General features: G+C 71.3%; 19 protein-coding genes. 7 read left to right on the top strand and 12 right to left on the bottom strand.

Going from position 1 to position 19829, the window contains the following annotated elements:
• Window positions 1–22: 22 nt before the first annotated feature.
• The 3 genes from R0232_RS35830 to R0232_RS35820 all read right to left on the bottom strand — a co-directional run bounded on the left by R0232_RS35830 (window position 23) and on the right by R0232_RS35820 (window position 3491).
• The gene (locus R0232_RS35830; RefSeq protein ID WP_431514017.1) at window positions 23–544 is read right to left on the bottom strand and encodes a hypothetical protein; all 522 of its coding nucleotides are present in this window, start codon (window positions 542–544) and stop codon (window positions 23–25) included.
• 73 nt (window positions 545–617) lie between these two features.
• The gene (locus R0232_RS35825; protein WP_431514016.1) at window positions 618–2804 is read right to left on the bottom strand and encodes a TonB-dependent receptor; all 2187 of its coding nucleotides are present in this window, start codon (window positions 2802–2804) and stop codon (window positions 618–620) included.
• Between the two features lie 345 nt (window positions 2805–3149).
• Window positions 3150–3491 (bottom strand): hypothetical protein, encoded by a 342-nt coding sequence (locus R0232_RS35820; RefSeq protein WP_431514015.1) that lies wholly within the window; start codon window positions 3489–3491, stop codon window positions 3150–3152.
• A 146-nt stretch (window positions 3492–3637) separates the two neighbouring features.
• Between R0232_RS35820 and R0232_RS35815 the strand changes: the two genes are divergently transcribed.
• Window positions 3638–4393 (top strand): FTR1 family protein, encoded by a 756-nt coding sequence (locus tag R0232_RS35815; protein WP_431514014.1) that lies wholly within the window; start codon window positions 3638–3640, stop codon window positions 4391–4393.
• A gap of 1 nt (window position 4394) precedes the next feature.
• Here the strand turns inward: R0232_RS35815 and R0232_RS35810 are convergent, their stop codons facing one another.
• The 9 genes from R0232_RS35810 to R0232_RS35770 all read right to left on the bottom strand — a co-directional run bounded on the left by R0232_RS35810 (window position 4395) and on the right by R0232_RS35770 (window position 15016).
• Window positions 4395–4877 (bottom strand): transcriptional repressor, encoded by a 483-nt coding sequence (locus R0232_RS35810; protein WP_431514013.1) that lies wholly within the window; start codon window positions 4875–4877, stop codon window positions 4395–4397.
• A 134-nt stretch (window positions 4878–5011) separates the two neighbouring features.
• Window positions 5012–5803 (bottom strand): ABC transporter permease, encoded by a 792-nt coding sequence (locus R0232_RS35805; protein ID WP_431514012.1) that lies wholly within the window; start codon window positions 5801–5803, stop codon window positions 5012–5014.
• Window positions 5800–6450, bottom strand: coding sequence for an ABC transporter ATP-binding protein (locus R0232_RS35800; RefSeq protein WP_431514011.1), 651 nt, complete (start codon window positions 6448–6450; stop codon window positions 5800–5802). The genes R0232_RS35805 and R0232_RS35800 overlap by 4 nt, the downstream gene beginning before the upstream one ends.
• 79 nt (window positions 6451–6529) lie before the next feature.
• Entirely contained in the window at window positions 6530–9127 is a 2598-nt protein-coding gene (locus tag R0232_RS35795) for a PepSY domain-containing protein (protein ID WP_431514635.1), read from the bottom strand.
• Between the two features lie 6 nt (window positions 9128–9133).
• Window positions 9134–9856, bottom strand: coding sequence for a hypothetical protein (locus R0232_RS35790; protein WP_431514010.1), 723 nt, complete (start codon window positions 9854–9856; stop codon window positions 9134–9136).
• 2 nt (window positions 9857–9858) lie between these two features.
• Entirely contained in the window at window positions 9859–12339 is a 2481-nt protein-coding gene (locus tag R0232_RS35785; protein WP_431514009.1) for a TonB-dependent siderophore receptor, read from the bottom strand.
• A gap of 124 nt (window positions 12340–12463) precedes the next feature.
• On the bottom strand, window positions 12464–13468 hold the full coding sequence (locus R0232_RS35780; RefSeq protein ID WP_431514008.1) for a FecR domain-containing protein: 1005 nt from the start codon (window positions 13466–13468) through the stop codon (window positions 12464–12466).
• On the bottom strand, window positions 13465–13971 hold the full coding sequence (locus R0232_RS35775; protein WP_208510176.1) for a sigma-70 family RNA polymerase sigma factor: 507 nt from the start codon (window positions 13969–13971) through the stop codon (window positions 13465–13467). Before R0232_RS35775 ends, R0232_RS35780 begins: the two co-directional genes overlap by 4 nt.
• An 82-nt stretch (window positions 13972–14053) precedes the next feature.
• Window positions 14054–15016, bottom strand: a complete 963-nt coding sequence (locus R0232_RS35770) for a GlxA family transcriptional regulator (RefSeq protein ID WP_431514634.1) — start codon at window positions 15014–15016, stop codon at window positions 14054–14056.
• A 74-nt stretch (window positions 15017–15090) separates the two neighbouring features.
• Between R0232_RS35770 and R0232_RS35765 the strand changes: the two genes are divergently transcribed.
• From R0232_RS35765 to R0232_RS35740, 6 genes are all read left to right on the top strand, one after another.
• Window positions 15091–15789 (top strand): GNAT family N-acetyltransferase, encoded by a 699-nt coding sequence (locus R0232_RS35765; RefSeq protein WP_431514007.1) that lies wholly within the window; start codon window positions 15091–15093, stop codon window positions 15787–15789.
• 33 nt (window positions 15790–15822) lie between these two features.
• A complete protein-coding gene (locus R0232_RS35760; protein ID WP_431514006.1) occupies window positions 15823–16539 on the top strand; it encodes an SDR family oxidoreductase in 717 nt (238 codons plus the stop codon).
• Window positions 16540–16606: 67 nt separating this feature from the next.
• Complete coding sequence (locus R0232_RS35755; protein WP_431514005.1) at window positions 16607–17398, top strand: exodeoxyribonuclease III; 792 nt, start codon at window positions 16607–16609, stop codon at window positions 17396–17398.
• Between the two features lie 148 nt (window positions 17399–17546).
• The gene (locus tag R0232_RS35750) at window positions 17547–18194 is read left to right on the top strand and encodes a TonB C-terminal domain-containing protein (RefSeq protein WP_431514004.1); all 648 of its coding nucleotides are present in this window, start codon (window positions 17547–17549) and stop codon (window positions 18192–18194) included.
• Between the two features lie 2 nt (window positions 18195–18196).
• A complete protein-coding gene (locus tag R0232_RS35745; protein WP_431514003.1) occupies window positions 18197–18706 on the top strand; it encodes an RNA polymerase sigma factor in 510 nt (169 codons plus the stop codon).
• A gap of 44 nt (window positions 18707–18750) precedes the next feature.
• Window positions 18751–19758: a FecR family protein gene (locus R0232_RS35740; protein WP_431514002.1), complete on the top strand. Its 1008-nt coding sequence runs from the start codon at window positions 18751–18753 to the stop codon at window positions 19756–19758.
• Window positions 19759–19829: the final 71 nt, after the last annotated feature.

Genomic DNA, 19829 nt, shown 5'->3' with positions numbered 1-19829 from the left:
CGGTGCCAAGGCGGCGCCAAGCTCAGTCGTCTCGCGCTTCGCGGCAGGCTTCGCACAGCACCTGCACTTCGACGGCCTCCACCGAGGCCGCCGGTACGTGGGCCTTGCAGGCATCGGCGATGAGCCGCGACAGCAGGCCCGTGCCGCGGATGTCGACCGAGCGCCGGCAGCCGGTGCAGACCAGCCGGCCCGCGGCGTCGCAGGCATCGCTCTCGGGCAGGCTGTAGGTCGAGACGGCGCGGCCGTTGCGCTCCACCAGCAGGTGCTGGATCGCGCCCTCGGCCGCCAGCCGCTTGAGCGCCGAATAGATCGCCGACATGTTCATCGGCGTGCCCCGCTGCGTGAGCCTGCGGTGCAGGTCGCGCGGATGCAGGTTGCCGCCCTCGGACTCGACCATGGCCGCGAGGATGCGATCGTGCTGCAGCCGGTTGCGGTCGGTGACGCCGGAGTGCGGTCCGAACGCCGGATGACGCAGGCCCGCCTTGCGGTTGACGAGGCGGGTCATCGCGTCGGGCTGCCACGGCGGGCTCGTGGGTGGATTCATCATCGGGCTCCTGAAACCTTCGACTCCCAGGCGGACACGGCCGGCGGGCGATGAAGCCCGCCGGCCGCACGCATCAGAACTTCGCGTTCAGCGACACGCGGAACGAGCGCGGCGCGCCCGGCGTGATGTTGGTGTTGCTGTTCGCGTTGAGGAAGTACTTGCGGTTGAACAGGTTCTCGACGTTCAGCTGCATCTGCACGTTGCGGTTCAGCGTGAAGAACAGCGCCGCGTCGACGCGCGTGTAGCCCGGCAGCACCACGTTCGGGAACGGTGCCGCGTTGGTCACGATCTGCTCGCTCGACGCGAACATCTTGGCCTGGTGGATCACGCCGGCACCCGCGCCCCACATCGGCGAGAAGTCGTAGCGGTTCCACAGCGCGAAGGTGTGCTTGGGCACCTGGCCCACGCGGGCGCCGGCGCGGATCGTGGCCGAGGTGTCGGCCTTGAACTTGGCGTCGGTGTAGGAGTAGCCGCCCGAGACGCTCCAGGCCGGCGTGATGTTGCCGCTGAGGCCGAGCTCGAAGCCCTGGGTGCGCTGGCCGTCGCTGAGGATGGTGCGCGCGCCGGTCGGGTCGGTCGGGTCGAGCACCACCACGTTGGAGCGGTCGAGGCGGTAGAGCGCGGCGGTGGCCGCGAGCGCGGGCAGCACGTCCCACTTGGCGCCGATCTCGTAGTTCTTGAACTTCTCGGGCTTGAGCGACGCGGTGGTGAGGCTCAGCGAGGACAGCTGGTCGCCCGCGCGCGGCTGGTAGGCGATGCTGTAGTTCGCGTACAGCGACAGCGGCTCGACCGGCTTGTAGATCACGCCCAGGCGCGGCGACACCAGGTCGTCGTTGGTCTTGAAGCGGTCGCCGTTGCGGTTGTTCTGGAAGTCGACGCGGAAGCGGTCGTAGCGCAGGCCCGCGATGAGCTGGAACTGCGGCGTCAGCTCGATCTGGTCCTGCACGTAGAGGGCCGCGACCTTGGCGGTGCCGCTGTTGTTGGCATCGGTCGCGGACTGGCGGTAGAACACCGGCGCGTAGGTCGTCGGCAGCCACAGCGGCACGTTCACGCTGGTGGCCGTGTTGTTGAAGTAGCCGGTGTTGCGGAAGTTGTCGGTGTCCTGCTTGCCGATCTCCGCGCCCACGAGGAACTTGTGCTTCACCGCGCCAGTGTTCAGCGTGAAGCTGACGTCCGTCTGATTGAAGAAGCTCTTGCGCGTGGTCGCGTTGTCGTAGGCGCTGAGCGCCACCGTGGTGCCGAGCGCGTTGACCGCGCCGGGGAACACGTTGCGGTAGAACTTGTCCTGCTCGGACCAGCGCGTGCGGTTGCGCAGCACCACGCCGTTGTCGAACTCGTGCTCGACGAGTGCGTTGAAGGCATCGAGCGAGGACCAGGTCGGGCTGCCGGCCGCGTTGCCGAAGAAGGTCGAGGGATCGGTGACCACCGGCACGCCGCGGAACGAGGTGATGCCGCGGTCGGCGATGCGCTTGTCCTTGAAGTGCTCGTAGCCCAGCGTCACCAGCGTCTTCGCGCTCGGGCGCCAGCTCAGGGTCGGGTTGATGCCCGAGCGCTCGAGCCAGACGCCGTCGCGGTAGCTCTTGGAGTTCTCGTACAGGCCGTTGAGGCGGAATGACAGCTGGTCGTTGATCGGCTGGTTGATGTCCGCCGTCAGGCGGCGGTTGCTGTGCGAGCCCAGCGTGACCGAGGCGCCGTAGGAAGGCGTCCACTCGGGCTGCTTGCTCACGCGGTTGATCAGCCCGCCGGTGGCGCCGCGGCCGAAGATCATCGCGTTCGGGCCCTTGAACACTTCCACGCGCTCGATGTTGTAGAGGTCGCGGTAGTACTGGACGTCGTCGCGGATGCCGTCGATGAAGAAGTCGCCGGTGGTGCTGATGCCGCGGAAGATCGGCGTCTCGCGGTTGCCCTCGCCCTGCGCGAAGCCCACGCCCGGCACGTAGCGCGCGGCCTCGGCAATGCTCTGCACCGCGCGGTCGCGCAGCTCGTCGCTGGTCACCACGCTGATCGATTGCGGCGTGTCGCGCAGCGGCGTGTCGGTCTTGGTGGCGGTGGTGCTGCGCTTGGCGGCGTAGCCCTGCTCGGTGCCCGTGACGGTGATGGGCGGCAGCGAGTTGCTGCCGTCGGCGGTCTGCGACCAGGCGGTGGATGCGCCGAGGGCCAGGGTGGCGCCGGCGGTGAGCAGGTGAATCGCCCGGACGACGGCGCTGGGCGCGATCGCGGGTGCCATGCCCGGAAGGCGCGGGCTGCGTGACTTGTTCATTTGGAACTGATGAAGGAAAGAGAAGGCGCATTCGCGCCGGCTGCGAAAGAGCGCATCGCCGCTGCCACCTCCCCCTTCTGGTCGCGGCCGCGAAAGAGACGGAAATACGAACGATTCGCAATTTCGAGCAAATGTAGAAGCAGGTAGTAGTACTGTCAAGTGCTACTGATTCGGCGCGAAGCGAGCCATGGCAGCCAATCTCAAAGGAGATAAACGGAAGACGCTGGCGCTGAACGCCAAGGATCAGTGGTCTTCAAAAGAGCTACTTTCGTGTTGGGAAAATGCCACGCAAGCGCGCACGGCCGCCCCCTCCGGCGAGTCCCGGATCCAGACGAATCGAAGGGTTCAGGAGGGCTTGCTCGGGGACTTCTCGACCCGCGCGGAGCGCACGCCGCTGATCTGGCCGCGCACGACCTTCCAGAAGTTCTTGGTGCCATCGAGCAGGCGCCAGGCGTTCGAACGGTGCGCGAGCACGCCGACCTCGGGCAGCACGTCGCGCAGGTTCTTCAGGCCGAGGATCTTCAGGTACTTGCGCACGGTGGTCGGGCTGTGGATCAGCAGCACCACGCGCCAGCCGTAGTGGCGTCCGAGCAGCAGCATGCCGATCGCGCTTTCGAGGTCGTCGAGGTCGCCGTTGAACTCGTCGACGGCCCGGTCGACGATGCTGAGGATTTCTTGATCGTTCATGGCCACGGCGATACCCCTGAATGCTGCGAAGCGCTGTTCTGTTGTCGAAGGCGCGACGGCAGTGTCGCACGGGGCCGTTCGAGGAGGGCCGTGCGATACTTTACCAATGAGAATCGTTGTCATCTCGACGCCGCGCGGATCCACCGATGTTTGACGCCTTCGCCATCACCCTGCGCGAGCTGGCCGAGCTGATCCTGATCGTGGGCTCGCTGCATGTCTGCCTGCGCGAATCCCGGCGTCTGTCGCTGCTCAAGTACGTCGGCTGGGGCCTGGGCCTGGGGCTCGCGCCCGCCGCGGCGCTGTCGGTGCTGCTGATGGACGCCTCGGTCGACCGCAACGTCAGCGCCGGCCTCAGCACCCTGATGGCGCTCGGCATCCTGGTCATGGCGACGAGCATGGCGGCCTCGGTGCGGCAGATCCGCGGCCGCGTCCACCTGTTCCACGAGGCCTGGCTCGACAGCCGGGCCGCGCCCTTCCTGGTCGTCGCCTTCGTGGCGCTGTCGGCCTTTCGCGAATCGCTCGAGATCGCGGTCTTCGTGCGCGCGATCGGCGCGCGCGCCGGCATGGCGGATGCCGCGCTGGGCGTGCTGTTGGGCGTCGCCGCCACCGGGCTGCTGCTGCCTGCGTGGAAGTGGCTGCACCTGCGCGCGCGGCTGCTGCTGGCGTTCCGGGTCTCGGCGCTGCTGCTGGCCCTGCTCGCGATCCAACTGCTGCTCTACAGCGTGGCCGACCTGCTGCGCATTCCCGAGCTGCGCGACGATGGCGTGGCCTGGGCGCTGACCGTGGCGCCCTTCTTCGAAGAGGGCGCGCGCCATGCGTGGCTGTGCGCCGTGCTGATGCTGCCGCCGCTCTACTGGGTGCTGCGCGGCTGGTGGTCGGAGACGGCCGCGCGCGTCGAGTAGTTCAGTCCGGTGCGCTAGCGCTGCAGCGGTTGCACGCGATCCACACCACGATGTCCTCCTTCGAGGCCACGGGCAGTCCCTGGTCGGCCCCGACCTTCGCGACCTGCTCGCGCAACTGGATGTCGTCGGCGACCACGCTGGCGCCGCAGCTTCGGCACTGGAAGCGGATGCGCGACGAGGCGCTCTCCTCGCCGTAGATGTAGGTGAACACGGGCCGCCCGCGCACCTGCCGCACCCGCCGCTCGATCACCCGCTTCTTCTCGAGCAGGTGCAGCGTCCGGTACACGCGCGACACCGCGGCGGCATTCGATTCCTCGACCCCGCGCGGATAGAGCTCCTGGGCCGTGCAGGCCTGGCCGGTTTGCGACATCAGCCGGCCGAGGATCTGCAGGCGCTCGGGGTTGACGCGGATGTCCGCGTCCTCGAGGCGCCGCTGGATGGCGGCGTCGTCGAGCGTTGCTTCCCGGTGTTTTTCAGCAGGCATGGGCATGGTCGATGGGTCGAAGCGGCGGGTGCCGCGGCGCGGCACCCTCTCCAAAAGCATGATGCAGCGCAGTTGCAAAACTGCCGGACGGATTGAAAACAGCAGGTAAAGATGGCTGCATCCGCATGCTCGGTTCAGCGCAGGCGATCGGCGCGCAGCCGCTGCCGATCGTCGGTCAGCGAGCGCGCCGCCAGGTAGACCGCGCCGGCGACGGCCATGCCACCGGCACCTGTGAGCAGGAACAGCAGCAGGATCTGGTACTTCGCGGCCTCGACCGGGTCCATGCCCGCGAGCAGCTGGCCGGTCATGATGCCGGGCAAGGTGATCACGCCGGCCGCCGACATCTGGTTGACGATCGGGATCATCCCCTTGCGGATCGACGAGCGGATCAGCACCGCCATCGCCTGGTGAATGGTCGCGCCCAGCGCGAGCCGCGCCTCGATGCGCGCACGCCCCTCGGTCACGCCCTCGAAGAAGCTGTCGAGGCCCAGGCTGGCCGAATTGAGCACGCTGCCGAGCACGATGCCCATCAGCGGGATCGCATAGCGCGGGTCGTACCAGGGCTGCGGCCGGATCGCGGTCATCAGCGCCAGCACCACCGTCGCCACGCTCGACACGCCCACGGCCGCCGCGCCGATGCCGAAGTTGCCGCCGCCGCGCAACCGGTGTGCGGGCCGCACCGCCACCTCGCGCGCCGCGGCCAGGATCATCAGCAGCACGATGGCCAGGGTGGCGCCCGGCGAAGCCGCCGCGAACACGAAGCGCAGCACCAGCCCTACCAGCAGCAACTGCACCACCATGCGCGCGGCCGCCCACAACACCTGCCGATGCAGTTGCAGCCCCAGCAGCAGCGAGGCGAGCGCGTTCAGCAGCACGAGCACCGTGGCGAGCACGAGGTCGGTGGCGTCGAGATGGATGGGGCTCATGCGACGCTCCCCACCGGCTGCAGCCGGCCCGCGTTCAGTTCGAGATGACGTGCCGCGACGCGCGCGGCCTGCTCGTGCGAATGCGTGACCCACAGCAGCGTGAGCCCCGCGGCTTGTTCGCGCGCCAGCAGCACTTCGACCGCGAGCGTGGTGGCAGGGTCGAGCGAGGCGGTGGGTTCGTCGAGCAGCAGCACCACGGGGCGGTGCGCGAGCGAGCGCAGCAGGGCCAGCCGCTGGCGTTCGCCGGTCGACAGCCGTGCGATGTCGGCCTGCAGCACGTCGCGTGGCAGGCCGAGCTCCGCGATCCATCCCGCGAGCATGCCGCTGTCGAGGCCGGCCGGAAAGTGCTCGGCCACGCCCGTGCCCCACCACGCCGGCTCCGCCGCCTGGTAGATCACGCGCCGGCGCCATTCGGGACCCGACAGCGCCGCGCGATCGATGCCGTCGAGCACCACGCGGCCCTCGCCCGGGTCGAGGTCGGCCACCAGCCGCAGGAACACGCTCTTGCCCGAACCCGAAGGGCCGAGGATGGCGATGCATTCGCCGCGCGCTGCCTGCAGCGCGATGGGGCCGACGTGCAATGCACGCAGGCCGTCGATGGACAGGTGGGCCGGGTCGGGGGCGGAAGGACGGGGAAGCTCGGGCATGCGCGAAAGAATGGCCAAAGCCCCGAGCTTGCCGATCAAGCTGAACGGCGGCTGAAGCGACTCCTCCGCGCGCGCCTTATCAGTACACGTCGCGCCGGTAACGCCCTTCGGCGATCAGGTCGTCGAGGGTGGCACGCCCCAGCGCGGCCTCGATCGCCTCGTCCACGCCCGCCGCCATGCCGTGCAGGCTGCCGCAGACGAAGATCGCGGCGCCCTCGCCCACCCAGCGGCGCAGGTCGCCCGCATGCTCGCGCAGGCGATCCTGCACGTGGATGCGCGGCGCGTGGTCGCGCGAGAACGCGAGGTCGACGCGCTCGACCTGGCCCGCGGCCTGCCAGTGGCGCAGCTCGTCCATGAAGAAGGCGTCGCGCGCCAGCTGGCGTTCGCCGAACACCAGCCAGTTGCGCCGATGGCCGCGCTCGATGCGTTCGCGCAGGTGGCCGCGCAGGCCGGCGTAACCCGAGCCGTTTCCCACGAAGATGCAGGGGCGGTCGTCGGCCACGGGCGCGAAGCCGGGGTTGGCGAGCAGGCGCAGCGGCACCTGCGCCATCAACGGCGCATGCGCCGTGAGCCAGCCCGAGGCGATGCCCAGGCCCTGCTCGTGGCGCGCCTGCCGCACGAGCAGCCGCACGTGGCCCTCCGAGGGCAGGCTCGCGATCGAATAGCGGCGCGTGGCGAGCAGCACCAACGCATCGGCCAGCGCCTGCGCATCGAGGCCTTGCACCAGCGACTGCGGCGCGGGCACGGCACTGCGGGCCAGGGCTTCGGCGAGCGTGCAGTGCCGGCCCTGGAACACGACGGGTGCATCCGCGGTCCAGGGCGTCGCGCGCAACAGGGCCGCCACCGTATCGGCCGCGAGCCGCGGCTGCAGTTCGGCCAGCGCGCCGGGCCGCCACGCGGCGGTCGCATCGGGCGGCGCGGCGAGTTCGATTTCGTAGAGCGACGCACCCAGGCTGCCGGGATTCAGCAGTCGGCGCGCGCTCAAGGTCCAGGGTTCGAATGCGGGCGCTAGCGGTTCATCGGCCAGCGCCTCGGCCGGCCCCGCATCGGCGCCGCGCAGCGCCACCAGTTGTCGGCGCCAGCGCGCAAGCGCGGCCGTGTCGCCGTTGTCGACCTCGATCATCGGAAACAGCGACTGCGCGCCCGCCGCCACCAGCGCATGGTCGAGCGCATGGCCGAAGCCGCAGAAGCGCGCGTAGTGCCGGTCGCCGAGCGCCAGCAGGCCGTAGCGCAGGTGCGCGAGCGCATCGCCGCCGACCTGCACCAGCCGCTGCGCGAAGCGCCGCGCCGCGTCGGGCGGGCCGCCCTCGCCGAAGCTGCTGGCCACCAGCAGCAGGCGCTGGTGATGGCGCAGTTGTTCGGGATCGAGCCGCGCGAGCGAGGCCACGGTCACGCGCAGGCCGCCGGCCTCGAGCGCGGCGGCGCTGCGCAGCGCGATGCCCTCGGCCGTGCCCGACTGGCTCGCGAAGGCCACGAGCACGCCTTCGGGCGCTGTCGCGTTGTCGATCGACGGCCGCCCTGCCCCGGCGGCGAGCGCCGCGCGTTCCGCGGCCACCGCGCGCTTCTTGCGCCGGCGGTCGAGGTAGAGCATCCAGCCCGTGACGGTGAACACCGGCAGCATCAGCGCCGCGAGCATCATCGCGATGCGGCCCGGCAGCCCGAAATAGGTGCCCATGTGCAGCGGATAGATGGCGGCCAGGAAGCGGCCGCCCATGGGCTTGGCGTCATGGCGCTCGTCCTGCGCGACCTCGCCGCCCGGCAGGCGCACCGTCATGCGGTTGCGCGCGCGTTCGTGGGCCGGATGCGCATCGAGCCAGGTGAACAGCACCGTGGGCGCGGCCCCCGTGGGCACGCGCAGGATCACCTCGCTCCAGCCGCTGGCGGCGGCCTGGCGCTGGAACGTGGCCCAGGCGGGCGCCACGTCGACCGCGCCGGCGTCGTCGCGCTGCATGTTGCGCACGCGCGGCGCATTGCGTGCCTGCGCGGGCGCGCGCGGCTGGCCCGCGAAGGCATCGACGCGGTCGCGCACGGCGTCGAAGGCCCAGTAGACGCCGGTGGTGGTGAACACCAGGTACATCAGCAAGGCGCAGGTGCCGGCCACCGAATGCAGCCCCCAGAGAAAGGGCCGGCCCTTGAGCGCCGGGTCGAAGGTCAGCCACGCGCGCCAGTCGAGCGGCCGCCGCGGCCAGCGCAGGTACAGGCCCGACAGCGCCAGCACGAACAGCCCGATCGCCAACACGCCGGCCGCGACGCGGCCCGGCTCGCGCGGCAGCAGCAGCCAGCGATGCAGCGCCTCGACCCATTCGAAGAACTCGGCGCCCACCAGCCGCGGCAGCGGTCGGCCCGCATAGGGATCGAGGTAGACGGTGTCGCCGCGGCGCTCGCCGGGGCGCGGCGCGAAGATCACGCGCGCCGCGGCGCCGGGTTCGGCGAACAGCGCGAGCGTGCCGACCTGGCGGCCGGGAAAGGCCTCGCGCACGGCCGCGAGCAGCTGCAGTGGCGCGAGCGCTTCCTTGTCCTGCACCGCCACATGGCGACCACCGGGATTGAGCGCGTCGATCAGCTCCTCGCGGAACGACAGCACCGCGCCGCTGAGCCCGATCACGAGCAGCACGCTGCCCGCGGTGATGCCCAGCAGCCAGTGCAGCTGGAACCAGGCCTGGCGCCATGTCGGCATCGTCATTCAGCGCGCTCCCGCGGCCCAGTCCACGGCCGCGTCGAAGAGCGCGCGACCGGCCGGTGCCAGGTTGGTGAAGCCGTCGTTGCCCAGGAAGACCATCACGCGGCGCGCCGGCGCGAGCGACTCGTAGTCCATGGTGGCGCCTTTCTCGTAGCCGAAGATGGCCGCCTTCTCGGGCTGGCCGTAGAGGGTGGCGATGGTGGTGGCGCCGAGTCCGGGCCGGCCCCAGCTCATGCCGGCCTGCCGCTGGTAGACGTTGGCCACGCCGGCCGGCAGGCCCGCGCCCATCGGATGCGGCGCGTTGACCAGCCACAGGTAGCGTTCCTTCGCCGCCTCGCCGAAATCGACGTCGTGCCGCTTGCCGGTCATCGCGAGGTCGTCGAGCAGGTCGTTCTCCCAGGTCAGCAGCGGCACCGGCAACTGGCGCCAGCCCGGATGCACGTCCTTCGCGGCCACGGTCGAGGAGATCACGACCAGTTCGGCGCCCGCTGCCGCGCCGGGCTCCACCGCCTGGTCGAGCATGGCGACCGCGAAGCCGCGCGCGCCCAGGTGCTGCGCGACCTGCTCGTCGACCGCCGCGTTCGGGCTGCCGCGCTGCACCAGCAGCACGAGCTTGCGGCCGGGTGCCGGCTGTGCGCCGGCCGTGCCGGTCAGTCCCGCGGCAAGCGGTATGGCGAGCCGCAGCAGTGCGGACCGGCGATCGATGGAAGCGGCGTCCTTCTTCATGCCTAGAACTCGAAGGTGGTAAGCAGCGACACCTGGCGCGCGTCGCCCATGGAGATGAAGTAGGTGTTCGCAGCCGAGGGGTAGTAGGTCTTGTCGAACAGGTTCTTCACGTTGAGCTGGAACTTGACCTTGCGGCCGTGGATGCGCGTGTCGTAGGTGGCGAAGGCATCGGCGGTGGTGTAGCCCGGCAGCACGAAGCTGTTGGCCGAGTCGCCGGGCCGCTTGCCCACGTAGTGCACGCCGCCGCCCACGCGCAGCCGGCCCTCGGCGCCGAAGACCTGGCCGAAGTCGTACACGGCCGACAGCGACGCGGTCTGGCGCGCCACGTTCCACAGCCGGTTGCCGGCGTACAGCGGGTCTTCGGTGGTCTTGGCGTCGATGTAGGCGTAGCTCGCGATCGCGCTCCAGTTCCTGCCGAGCTCGCCGGCCACGTCGAGCTCGAGGCCGCGCGAGCGCGCCGCGCCCGAGGTGCGCCAGTCGGTCAGCTTGGTCACGTCGTTGAATTGCGAGACCAGCACGTTCTTCTTGCGGATGTCGAACAGCGCCACGGTGCCGGTGAGGCCGCCGGCCAGGTCGAGCTTGGCGCCGAGTTCCCACGACTTGCCCTGCTCGGGCGCGACCGAGGCATCGACGATGTAGCCCGATGACAGCGGCGCGATGGTCGAGGTGGGCTTGAGCGACTCGGTGTAGCTGCCGTAGAGCGACAGGCTGTCGCTCCACTTGTAGACCAGCCCCACGCGCGGCAGCACCTTGGAGCCGTCGGTGTCGGTGTTGGCCTTGAACGGACGGCCGCGGCCCGCGGTCTGCGACCAGGCCTGGTAGCGCAGCCCGGCCACCGCGATCCAGCGCTCGTTGAGATGGATCGAATCCTGGAAGAAGACCGACTGGTTGTGCAGCTTGTCGGTCTGGTCGCTGTCGCTGGCCGACACGGTGGCCGACGGGAACTCGAGGCCGTAGACCGGATTGAGGTAGCTGAAGCTGCGCGTGACGGCCTGGCGCAGCAGGTCGGCGCGGTAGATCTTGCGGTACTCGGCATCCCAGCCGAACTGCAGGTCGTGCCGCATGCCGCCGAGCTCGACGCGGCCGTCGACATAGGCGGTGGCATAGCTGTCGGTGCTCAGCGCGCCGTGCGTGGCGTCGTTGCTGCGCGTGAGCGTGCCGCGCGTGGTGTTCAGGCCGGTGATGCGCAGCTGGTTGGCATCGTAGGTCTCGCGGTTGTAGCTGAGGTTCAGGTGGCCGGCCCAGCCGCCACCGAACTGGTGGTCGACCGAGAGCTGGGCCAGGTGGCTCTCGCCGCGCATCTCGTTCCAGGGCTCGTCCAGGCGCCGGGTCTTGGGCAGGTCCAGCGGGCTCCTGGTGCGCGGGTCGAGCGCGGTGCCGCGGTCGAAGGGCGTCACGAACTTGCGGTACTCGTACCAGAGCACGGCCTGCGTGTCCTCGCCATACCAGGCCAGCGAGGGCGCGACCAGCGTCTCGCGGTGGGTGCCGAAGTTGCGCCAGTAGTCCTCGTCCACGCGGTCGACGATCAGCCGGTAGGCCAGGCCGTTCTCGCCGATGGGGCCGGTGGTGTCGAGCGTCTGGCCGGTGCCGTTGCGTCCGCCCGCGTAGCCCGAGGCGCCCAGCGACAGCGCGGTGCGCTGGGTCAGCTGCGGCTTCTTGCTGACCACGTTGATCACGCCGCCCGGGTCCATCAGGCCGTAGAGCAGCGAGGACGGGCCCTTGAGCACCTCCACGCTCTCGGCCGCGGCGTTGAGGCCGCGGCCCTGCACCAGCGGCATGCCGTTGTGCATGATCGAGCCGTCGCGGTTGCCGCCGAAGCCGCGCTTCATCAGCGTGTCCTGCGTGCTGGCCAGGGTGTTGCCCTGGTTGATGCCGCTGACGTTGGCGAGCGCATCGTCGATGTTGCGCGGGCGCTGGTCGCGGATCACCTGCGCGGGCACCACGTTGACCACCTGCGGGATCTCGAGCACCGGCGCGGTGGTGCGCAGGGTCGAGGCATCGGGCGTGGGCTGGTAGCGGTCGTCGGCGTCGCCGGGCACGGGTGCGGCGCGCGCCACCACGCGTACCGCGGGCAGCGCGCCGGTGCCCTCGATCACGCCGGGCTCGGCCTGCGCGCTCGCCGATCGGCGCAGGATGAATTCGCCCGCGCCGCCTTCGACCGCCTCGAGGCCCGTGCCCGCGAGCAGCGTGGCGAAGCCGGCCTGCACCGTGAAGCTGCCGTCGAGGCCGCGCGAGTTCAGGTCCCGGGTGTGGGCGGGATCGAAGGACAGCGCCACGCCCGCCGCGGCCGCGAAGCGGCCCAGCACCGCGGCCAGCGGGCCGGGCTCGATGCGGTAGGCGCGCGCGGCGCCGGGCGCGTTGGCGCTCGCGGCAGGCCGCGCCGGCTCGGCGGCCAGCGCGGCGACGGGCATGGCGGCCGCCAGCGCCAGCAGGCACAGCAGCGCCTTGGAGACGGGGGTGGGTGAGGACGGGTGCGCGTGCATGGGATTCCTTCGGCAGAACTGCAATCCATGGCGCTCGCCATGGTTCTCAGGAGGAAGGCCGAACGAAATCGGAAAAGATGAAAGGCGGCGGAAGATTTTTTTGACGCGGGCCCGAACGCAGGAATCAGGCCGGCACCAGCGAGACCCAGTAGCGCGTGAGGCTGGCCACGCGCACCGGGAAGCTGCGCGCGATCACCGACAGCGCCCTGTCGGTGTCGTGGATCGGGAAGGCGCCCGACACCTTGATGTTCGCCACCGCCGGATCGCAGGCCAGCCGGCCGCGCCGGTAGCGCGCGAGTTCGGCCACCACTTCCTGCAGCGTCCAGTCGTTGACGACCAGGCTGCCCTGGGCCCAGGCGGCCGAGGCCGCGTCGGCCGCCTGCGGCAGGCCCACGCCGTCGCTGCCGATGTCGACCTGCTGGCCGGCCTGCAGCCGCAGCGCGCGTTCGGGCGCATTCGCGGCCCGGACCTCGACCGCGTCGTCGAGCACCGTGACGCGCGTGATGCCGCCCTCGCCGCGCACGGTGAAGCGGGTGCCGAGCGCGAGGATGCTCCCCTGCGCGGTCTCGACCATGAACGGGCGCGCGTCGTGGCTGCCGGGCACGCGGTGGCGCGCGGTCTCCGCGAGCAGCTCGCCCTCGCGCAGCCGGATCAGTCGCCGCGTGCCGTCGAACACCACGTCGACCGCGCTGCGCGTGTTGAGCAGCAGCCGCGAGCCGTCGGCGAGGTCGATGCTGCGCTGCTCGCCGGTGCTGGTGCGGTGGTCGGCCAGCAGCGCGGGCCAGCTTCCGCCCCCATCGGCCACCTGCCACGACAGGTAGCCGAGCGCGCCGCCCGAGGCGACCAGCGCGACGCCGCGCAGCAGGCGCCGGCGGTCGGTGCGCGCCGCGCCGGCCGCGCGCAGGGTCGAGGCCGCGATGTGGCCGGGCACGCGCTGCAGCGTGGACTGCATCGCCTCGAGCTTCTCCCAGGCGCGGCGGTGTTCCGCATGCGCGCGGTGCCAGCGGCGCCAGGCCTCGTGGTCGGCCGGCGTGGCCTCGCCCGAGCACAGCTGCGCGTACCAGGCGATCGCCTCCTTGCGCACGCGGGCCTCTTGGCTGGCGGGCAGGCCGAGTTCGAAAGAGCTCATGGCGCGAGCAGATAGCAATGCTCGAGCGCCTTGAGCATGTAGTTGTTGACCGTGCGCACCGTCACCTGCAGCCGCTGCGCGATCTGCGCATAGGTCAGGCCCTCGAGCTGCGAGAGGATGAAGGCCTGGCGGATCGCGGGCTTCATGCCGTCGAGCATGGCGTCGATCGCGCTCAGCGCCTCCAGCACGATCGCGCGTTCTTCGAGCGAGGGCGATTGCGGCTCGGGCAGCGCGGCCAGGGTCTCGAGGTAGGCACGCTCGAGCGCGCGGCGGCGGTGGAAGTCGACCACCAGCCCGTGGGCGATGGTCGCGAGGTAGGCGCGCGGCTCGGCGGCGGCCACCGGTTCCTTCTTGCCGAGCACGCGGACGAAGGTGTCCTGCGCGAGGTCGGCCGCGTTGTGCGGGCAGCCCAGCTTGCGGCGCAGCCACCCCTGCAGCCACCCGTGGTGGTTGCTGTAGAGCGATTGCACTTCGTGCGGAGGCACGAACTCGGCGGCCGACATGGCATCTCCCCGCAGCGACTGGCTGCGCTCAGGATTTAATACGAATGGTTCTCAATTGTAGCAGCCACCTCCCCCGGGTTCACTAGGCCAGCGCCGAACGCAGCTCCCGCACCCCGCGCCCCAGCTTGCGCCGCAGCAGGCTGCGCACGGTCGCGGCATCGGCATAGCCGACCTCGCTCGCGATCGCCTCGAGGCCCTGGCCGATCGAGACCAGGTGCTGCGCATGCTCGACGCGCAGGTCCTGGAAGAAGGCCAGCGGCGACTTGCCGAGCACGGCCTCCATGCGCCGCTGCAAGGTGCGCGGGCTGACCGCGAGCGCGTCCGCCGCGTCGTGCAGCGAGAAGCCCCGCGCGAGGCGTTCCCGGGCCCAGCGCTCGAAGCGCTCGATCAGCGGGTCGGCATGCGCGAGGTGGTCGGGAATGATGTATTGCGCCTGCGAGGGCCGCTTGTCGACCAGCATCAGGCGCGACACCAGCGCGGCGGTCTCGGGGCTCGCCTGGCGCATCAGCCACAGCGCGAGGTCGAGATGGCCCATCGCCGCGCCGGCCGTGACCACGCGGCCCGAGGCGACCACCATGCGCGACTCGTCGAGCCGTACCCGCGGATAGCGCTCGCGAAACAGCGGCGCCAGCGGCCACATGGTGGTGGCCTCCTGGCCGTCGAGCAGGCCGGTCTCGGCCAGCAGGAAGCTCGCGATGCAGGCGCCGCCCACGCCGCTGCCCTGCGCATGCCAGCTGCGCAGCATGGCCATGGCATCGCGCACGTCGCGCCGGCCCAGCGCCTCGACCAGGCGCGCGGGCTGCTTGGTGTTGAGCGCGGGCACCAGCACCCAGTCGGGCTGGCGCAGCGCGTCGGCCGGGTCCACCACCATGGTCAGGCCATGCGCGGTGCGGATGCGCTGGCGCACGCCGACCACGCGCAGCTCGAAGGGCGGCCGCGCCGCGCCCTGCTCGGCCGCCACCTCGTTGGCCGCGGAGAACAGGTCGAGGAACACGCTGAGGCCGGTGTCGAACACGCCATCGAGCGCCAGGATCGCGAGCTTCATCATGGCGCGAATGATACCAATATTGTCATTTACGACCATGGCGCCATTAGGAAGGCCCGCCTACGCTAGGGACCATGACATCGCCCATCGACTCCCCCCTGGACCGTTCGGCCTGGACCGCGCTGGTCGGCCTTCAGGCGCACCTGGGCCACGGCAACGCCCTGGCCCGCCGCTACCACCCCGAGGTCGCGCCGTTCGCGGGGCTGGTCGAGGAAAGCCCGGCCGCCTTCGAGGCGCTGCGCACGCTGCTGGGCCCGGACGATCGCGTCATGGTGCCCACGCTCGCGCCGGTCGCGGGCATCGACGGCCTGCAGGCCAGGCTGCTGGGCCAGGTCCACCAGATGGTCGCGCTGCAGCCCGGCACGGGCCGCGCGGCGCAGCTGCAGGCCACGCCGCTCGACGCTTCCGACGTGCCCGATGCCCTGGCGCTCGTCGGCCGCACGCGGCCCGGCCCCTTCGGCCCGCGCACGCTCGAGATGGGCGACTACCTCGGCGTCCGCGACCAGGGCCTGCTCGTGGCCATGGCCGGCGAGCGCATGCGCTTCGACGGCCACGCCGAGATCAGCGCGGTCTGCGTCGACGACCCCTGGCGCGGACGTGGCCTGGCCGCCGGCCTCGTGAACCTGCTGCGCGCGCGCATCGAGGCGCGCGGCGAGACCGCCTTCCTGCACGTGCTCAGCGACAACGCGAATGCCATCGCGCTCTACGAGCGGCTCGGCTTCCGCCATCGCCGCACCCTGTTCCTGCACCAGATCGCCCTGGCCACCGTTTGACTCACCCCGCGCTCCGGCGCACAAGGAAACACCATGAAGATCCAAGGTTCCGTCGTATTCGTGACGGGCGCCAACCGGGGCCTCGGCCTCGAATTCGCCCGCCAGGCGCTGGCGCTCGGCGCCGCCAAGGTCTATGCCGCCGCGCGCGAGCCCTCGCAGATCCCGCTGCTGGGCGTGCTGCCGATCCGGCTCGACGTGCGCGATCCCGCGCAGGTCGCCCAGGCCGCGGCCGATTGCCGCGACGTGACGCTCCTGATCAACAACGCCGGCATCGGCCGGCTCGGCGGCTTCGTCGGCGGCGATGCCGAGACCGACCCCGTGGCCGTCCTGCGCGAACAGCTCGAGACCAACCTGTTCGGCATGCTGCACATGAGCCGCGCCTTCGCGGGCGTGCTGGGCCGCAACGGCGGCGGCGCGATGCTCAACCTGCTGTCGCTCCTCAGCTGGGCCAACACGCCGATGATCGGCGCCTACGGCGTGAGCAAGGCCGCGGCCTGGGCGCTGACCAACGGCCTGCGCCACGAGCTGCGCGCGCAGGGCACGCAGGTGGTGGGCTTCCATGCCGGCCCGATCGATACCGACATGGTGCGCGCGCTCGAGGTGCCGAAGGCCTCACCCGAGGACGTGGTGCGCCAGTCCTTCGCGGCCATCGAGGCCGGCCAGGAGGAAGTGCTGGTCGACGAGGGCACGCGCCAGGTCAAGGGCGCGCTGTCGCAGGGCATCTACCTGCGGGACGTCATGGCCGGGTGATTTCTGCGGGCAGGAGGACGCGTTGTCCGACGCGCGAAGCGCCGGCACGCGCCGGAAGATGGCCGTCATGAAGATCGCCACCTTCAACGTCAACGGCATCCACAGCCGGCTCGACCGGCTGCTCGAATGGCTCGCCGAGTCGAAGCCCGACGTGGCCTGCCTGCAGGAACTCAAGTCGCCCGATGCCAAATTGCCGCTCGCCGCGATCCGGCGCGCGGGCTACGGCGTGGTCGCGCACGGCCAGCCCGCCTGGAACGGCGTGGCCATCCTCGCGCGCGGGCGCGAGCCGATCGAAACCGGGCGCGGCCTGCCGGGCATGGAGGACGACCCGCAGAGCCGCTACCTCGAGGCCGTGGTCGACGGCGTGCTGGTCGGCTGCCTCTACCTGCCCAACGGCAATCCGCAGCCCGGGCCGAAGTTCGACTACAAGCTCCAGTGGTTCGAGGCCTTCCGCAAGCACGCGAAGAAGCTGTACGCGAGCGGTCTGCCCGTGGTGCTCGCGGGCGACTACAACGTCGTGCCCACCGATGCCGACATCTACAACCCCGCCTCGTGGCGCGACGACGCGCTGCTGCAGCCCGAGAGCCGCGCCGCCTACGCGCGCCTGCTGAAGCAGGGCTGGACCGATGCGATCCGCGCGCGCCATCCCGAGCGCGCGCCCTTCACCTTCTGGACCTACTGGCGCAACCGCTTCCCGCGCGACGCCGGGCTGCGCATCGACCACCTGCTGCTCAACGCCGAACTCGCGCCGCTGCTGCGCGAGGCCGGCGTGGACCGCGACGTGCGCGGCCGCCCCGGCGCGAGCGACCACGCGCCGGCCTGGATCGAACTCGACCTGCCCGCGCCGTCACGCCAGTAACAAAACCGTCACCGGCCGGTGCGAGCATGCGCGGTTCTCACAAGGCGCCCCGTCTTTGCCGCACCGATGCGACTCCTCTTCCGATCGTGCGCGTCGTTCGCGCTGCCGGCGCGCCGCCCTCTGGATGCTCTGCGGGCTCGCGGCGCCGATGCTGGCCGCCGCTGAGCCGGCCGTGGCGCCGCCGCTCGCCGCCGCGCCCGATGCCATCGAGGCGCCGTCCTTCGAGTTCGACCTGCCCGCGCAGCCGCTCGCGCTGGCGCTCGACCGCTTCGCCGACCTCACGGGCCGCGCCGCGCTCTTCAGCAGCACGCTGGTGGCCGGGCGCACGTCCGCGGCCGTGCGCGGGCGCCTCGCGCCGCTGGCCGCGCTGCAGGCGCTGCTGCAGGGCACGGGACTCGAGGCCGAGGAAGTCAGCGCGGGCCGCGTCGCCGCGCTGGTGCTCAAGCCCGCAGGCCCGTCGCCCTCGGCCCCTGTCGCCGCCGCCCCGCGCGCGGGCCAGGAGAACTACGACAGCCTGATCCAGGCACGGGTCTGGGAGGCGCTGTGCGCCGCCCCGCTGACCGCGCAGGGCGGCTACCGCTCGCTGCTGCGCTTTCGCATCGATGCGGCCGGCCGCGTGCAGCGCGCGCAGCTGCTCGGCGGCAGTGGCGACGCGCGGCGCGACCTGCTGCTGGTCGAGGCGCTCGAGCGCGTGCGCATCGGGCGCGCGCCGCCGCCGCAGATGCCGCAGCCGGTGACCATGCTGATCCTGCCCGAGCAGGGCGGCACGCCGGCCTGCGCGAGCCGGGGGCGCTAGCGATGTCGGAAGAAGTCCGGCTGCTGCTGCTCGACTTCCTGTCGCAGCGCTATGGCGACCTCAAGCGCCGGCTGACGCGCGTGCTGGGCAACGACGACCTCGCGGGCGACGCGCTGCAGGACACCTGGCTGCGCCTGCGGCGGCTCGAGGACCAGGCGCCGATCTTGAATCCGCGCGCCTTCCTGATGCGCATGGCCGTGAACATCGCGATCAACGACCTGCGCAGCCAGAGCCGCGTGGTGCCGCGCAGCGAGGTCGATGCGCTGCTCGAGGTGCCCGACGCGGCGCCGGGCCCCGAGCAGATCGCCGAGTCGCGCTCGGAGATGGAGGCGCTGCAGAGGATCATCGCGCGCATGCCGCAGCGGCGCCGCGACGTGCTGCTGCTCGTGCGCTGGGAAGGCCTGCCGCAGAAGGAGGTGGCGCAGCGCCTGGGCATCTCGCTGCACACCGTCGAGCACGAACTCAAGCGCGCGCAGGATTTCTGCGCCGCCCAGATGGGAAAGAAAAAATAGTTGGCGGATTCGCGCCTCGCCAACTGTCTTGCACCAGTGACGCCATGAAGACACCCTCCGCACCGATCGACGATCCCGCCGCAGCCGCCGAGGCGCTGCGCGAGGAGGCGCGCATCTGGTTGAGCCGGCTGGCGGGTGCCGAGCCCACGCAGATGGACGTGCAGGCCTTCCAGCGCTGGCAGCGCACCAGCCCCGCGCACGCGGCCGCCTTCGACGAGGCCAGGCGCCAGTGGGCCTCGATGCGGCTCGCGCTCGGCGGCCTGCTGCGTACCGACCCGAAGCTCGCCGCGCGCCACGAGCGGCTGCGCCATGGCGCCTCGGCGCAGCCGGGCCGCCGGGCCTTTCTCGGCGCGGCCGCCGGCGCGGCGGTCGCGGCCGGCGTGGTGGCGGTCGTGCATCCGCCGCTGGGCCTGTGGCCCGCGGCCGGCGAATGGCGCGCCGACGAGCGCACCGCCACCGGCGAGCAGCGGCAGCTCGTGCTGGCACGGCAGGTGCGCGTCACGCTGAACACCCAGACCAGCGTGCGCCGCCAGGCCGAAGGCCTCGAGTTGATCGCGGGCGAGGCCGCAGTCGACCTGCCGGCCGAAGGCGGCGCCCCCTTCGTCGTGAGCGCGGGCGCGGGCCGCGCGCTGGCGGGGGGCGACGGGCCGGGCCGCTTCGAGCTCAGCTACCTGCAGGGCAAGGCCTGCCTCAGCTGCCTCGAAGGCACGGTGCGGCTCGAGCATCCCGCGGGCACGCGGCAGCTGCAGGCGCGCCAGCAGCTGGTGTACGACGCGCAGGCCATCAGCGGCGTGCGCGCGATCGAGCCGGCCGACCTCTCGGCCTGGCGCCGCGGCGAGCTGGTGTTCCGGCAGACGCCGCTCGCGCGCGTGGTGGACGAGATCAACCGCTACCGGCCCGGCCGCGTGGTGCTGCTGGCGGCCTCGCGGCGCGACGACCCGGTCAGCGGGCGCTTCTCGATCGCCGTGCTCGACGAGGCGCTGCTGCAGATCCAGCACTCGTTCGGCCTGCAGGCGCGTTCGTTGCCCGGTGGATTGCTGGTACTGAGCTGAGCCGGCCGCGCAAGAAAAGAGCGCGCGAAAAAGAGAGAAGAAAAAAGTTGGCGGATTCCACCGCCCTGCCG

This window comes from Variovorax sp. DAIF25 (assembly GCF_050711835.1).
Classification (GTDB): Bacteria; Pseudomonadota; Gammaproteobacteria; order Burkholderiales; family Burkholderiaceae_C; genus Variovorax.
This window is presented reverse-complemented; position numbering and strand designations above follow the sequence as displayed.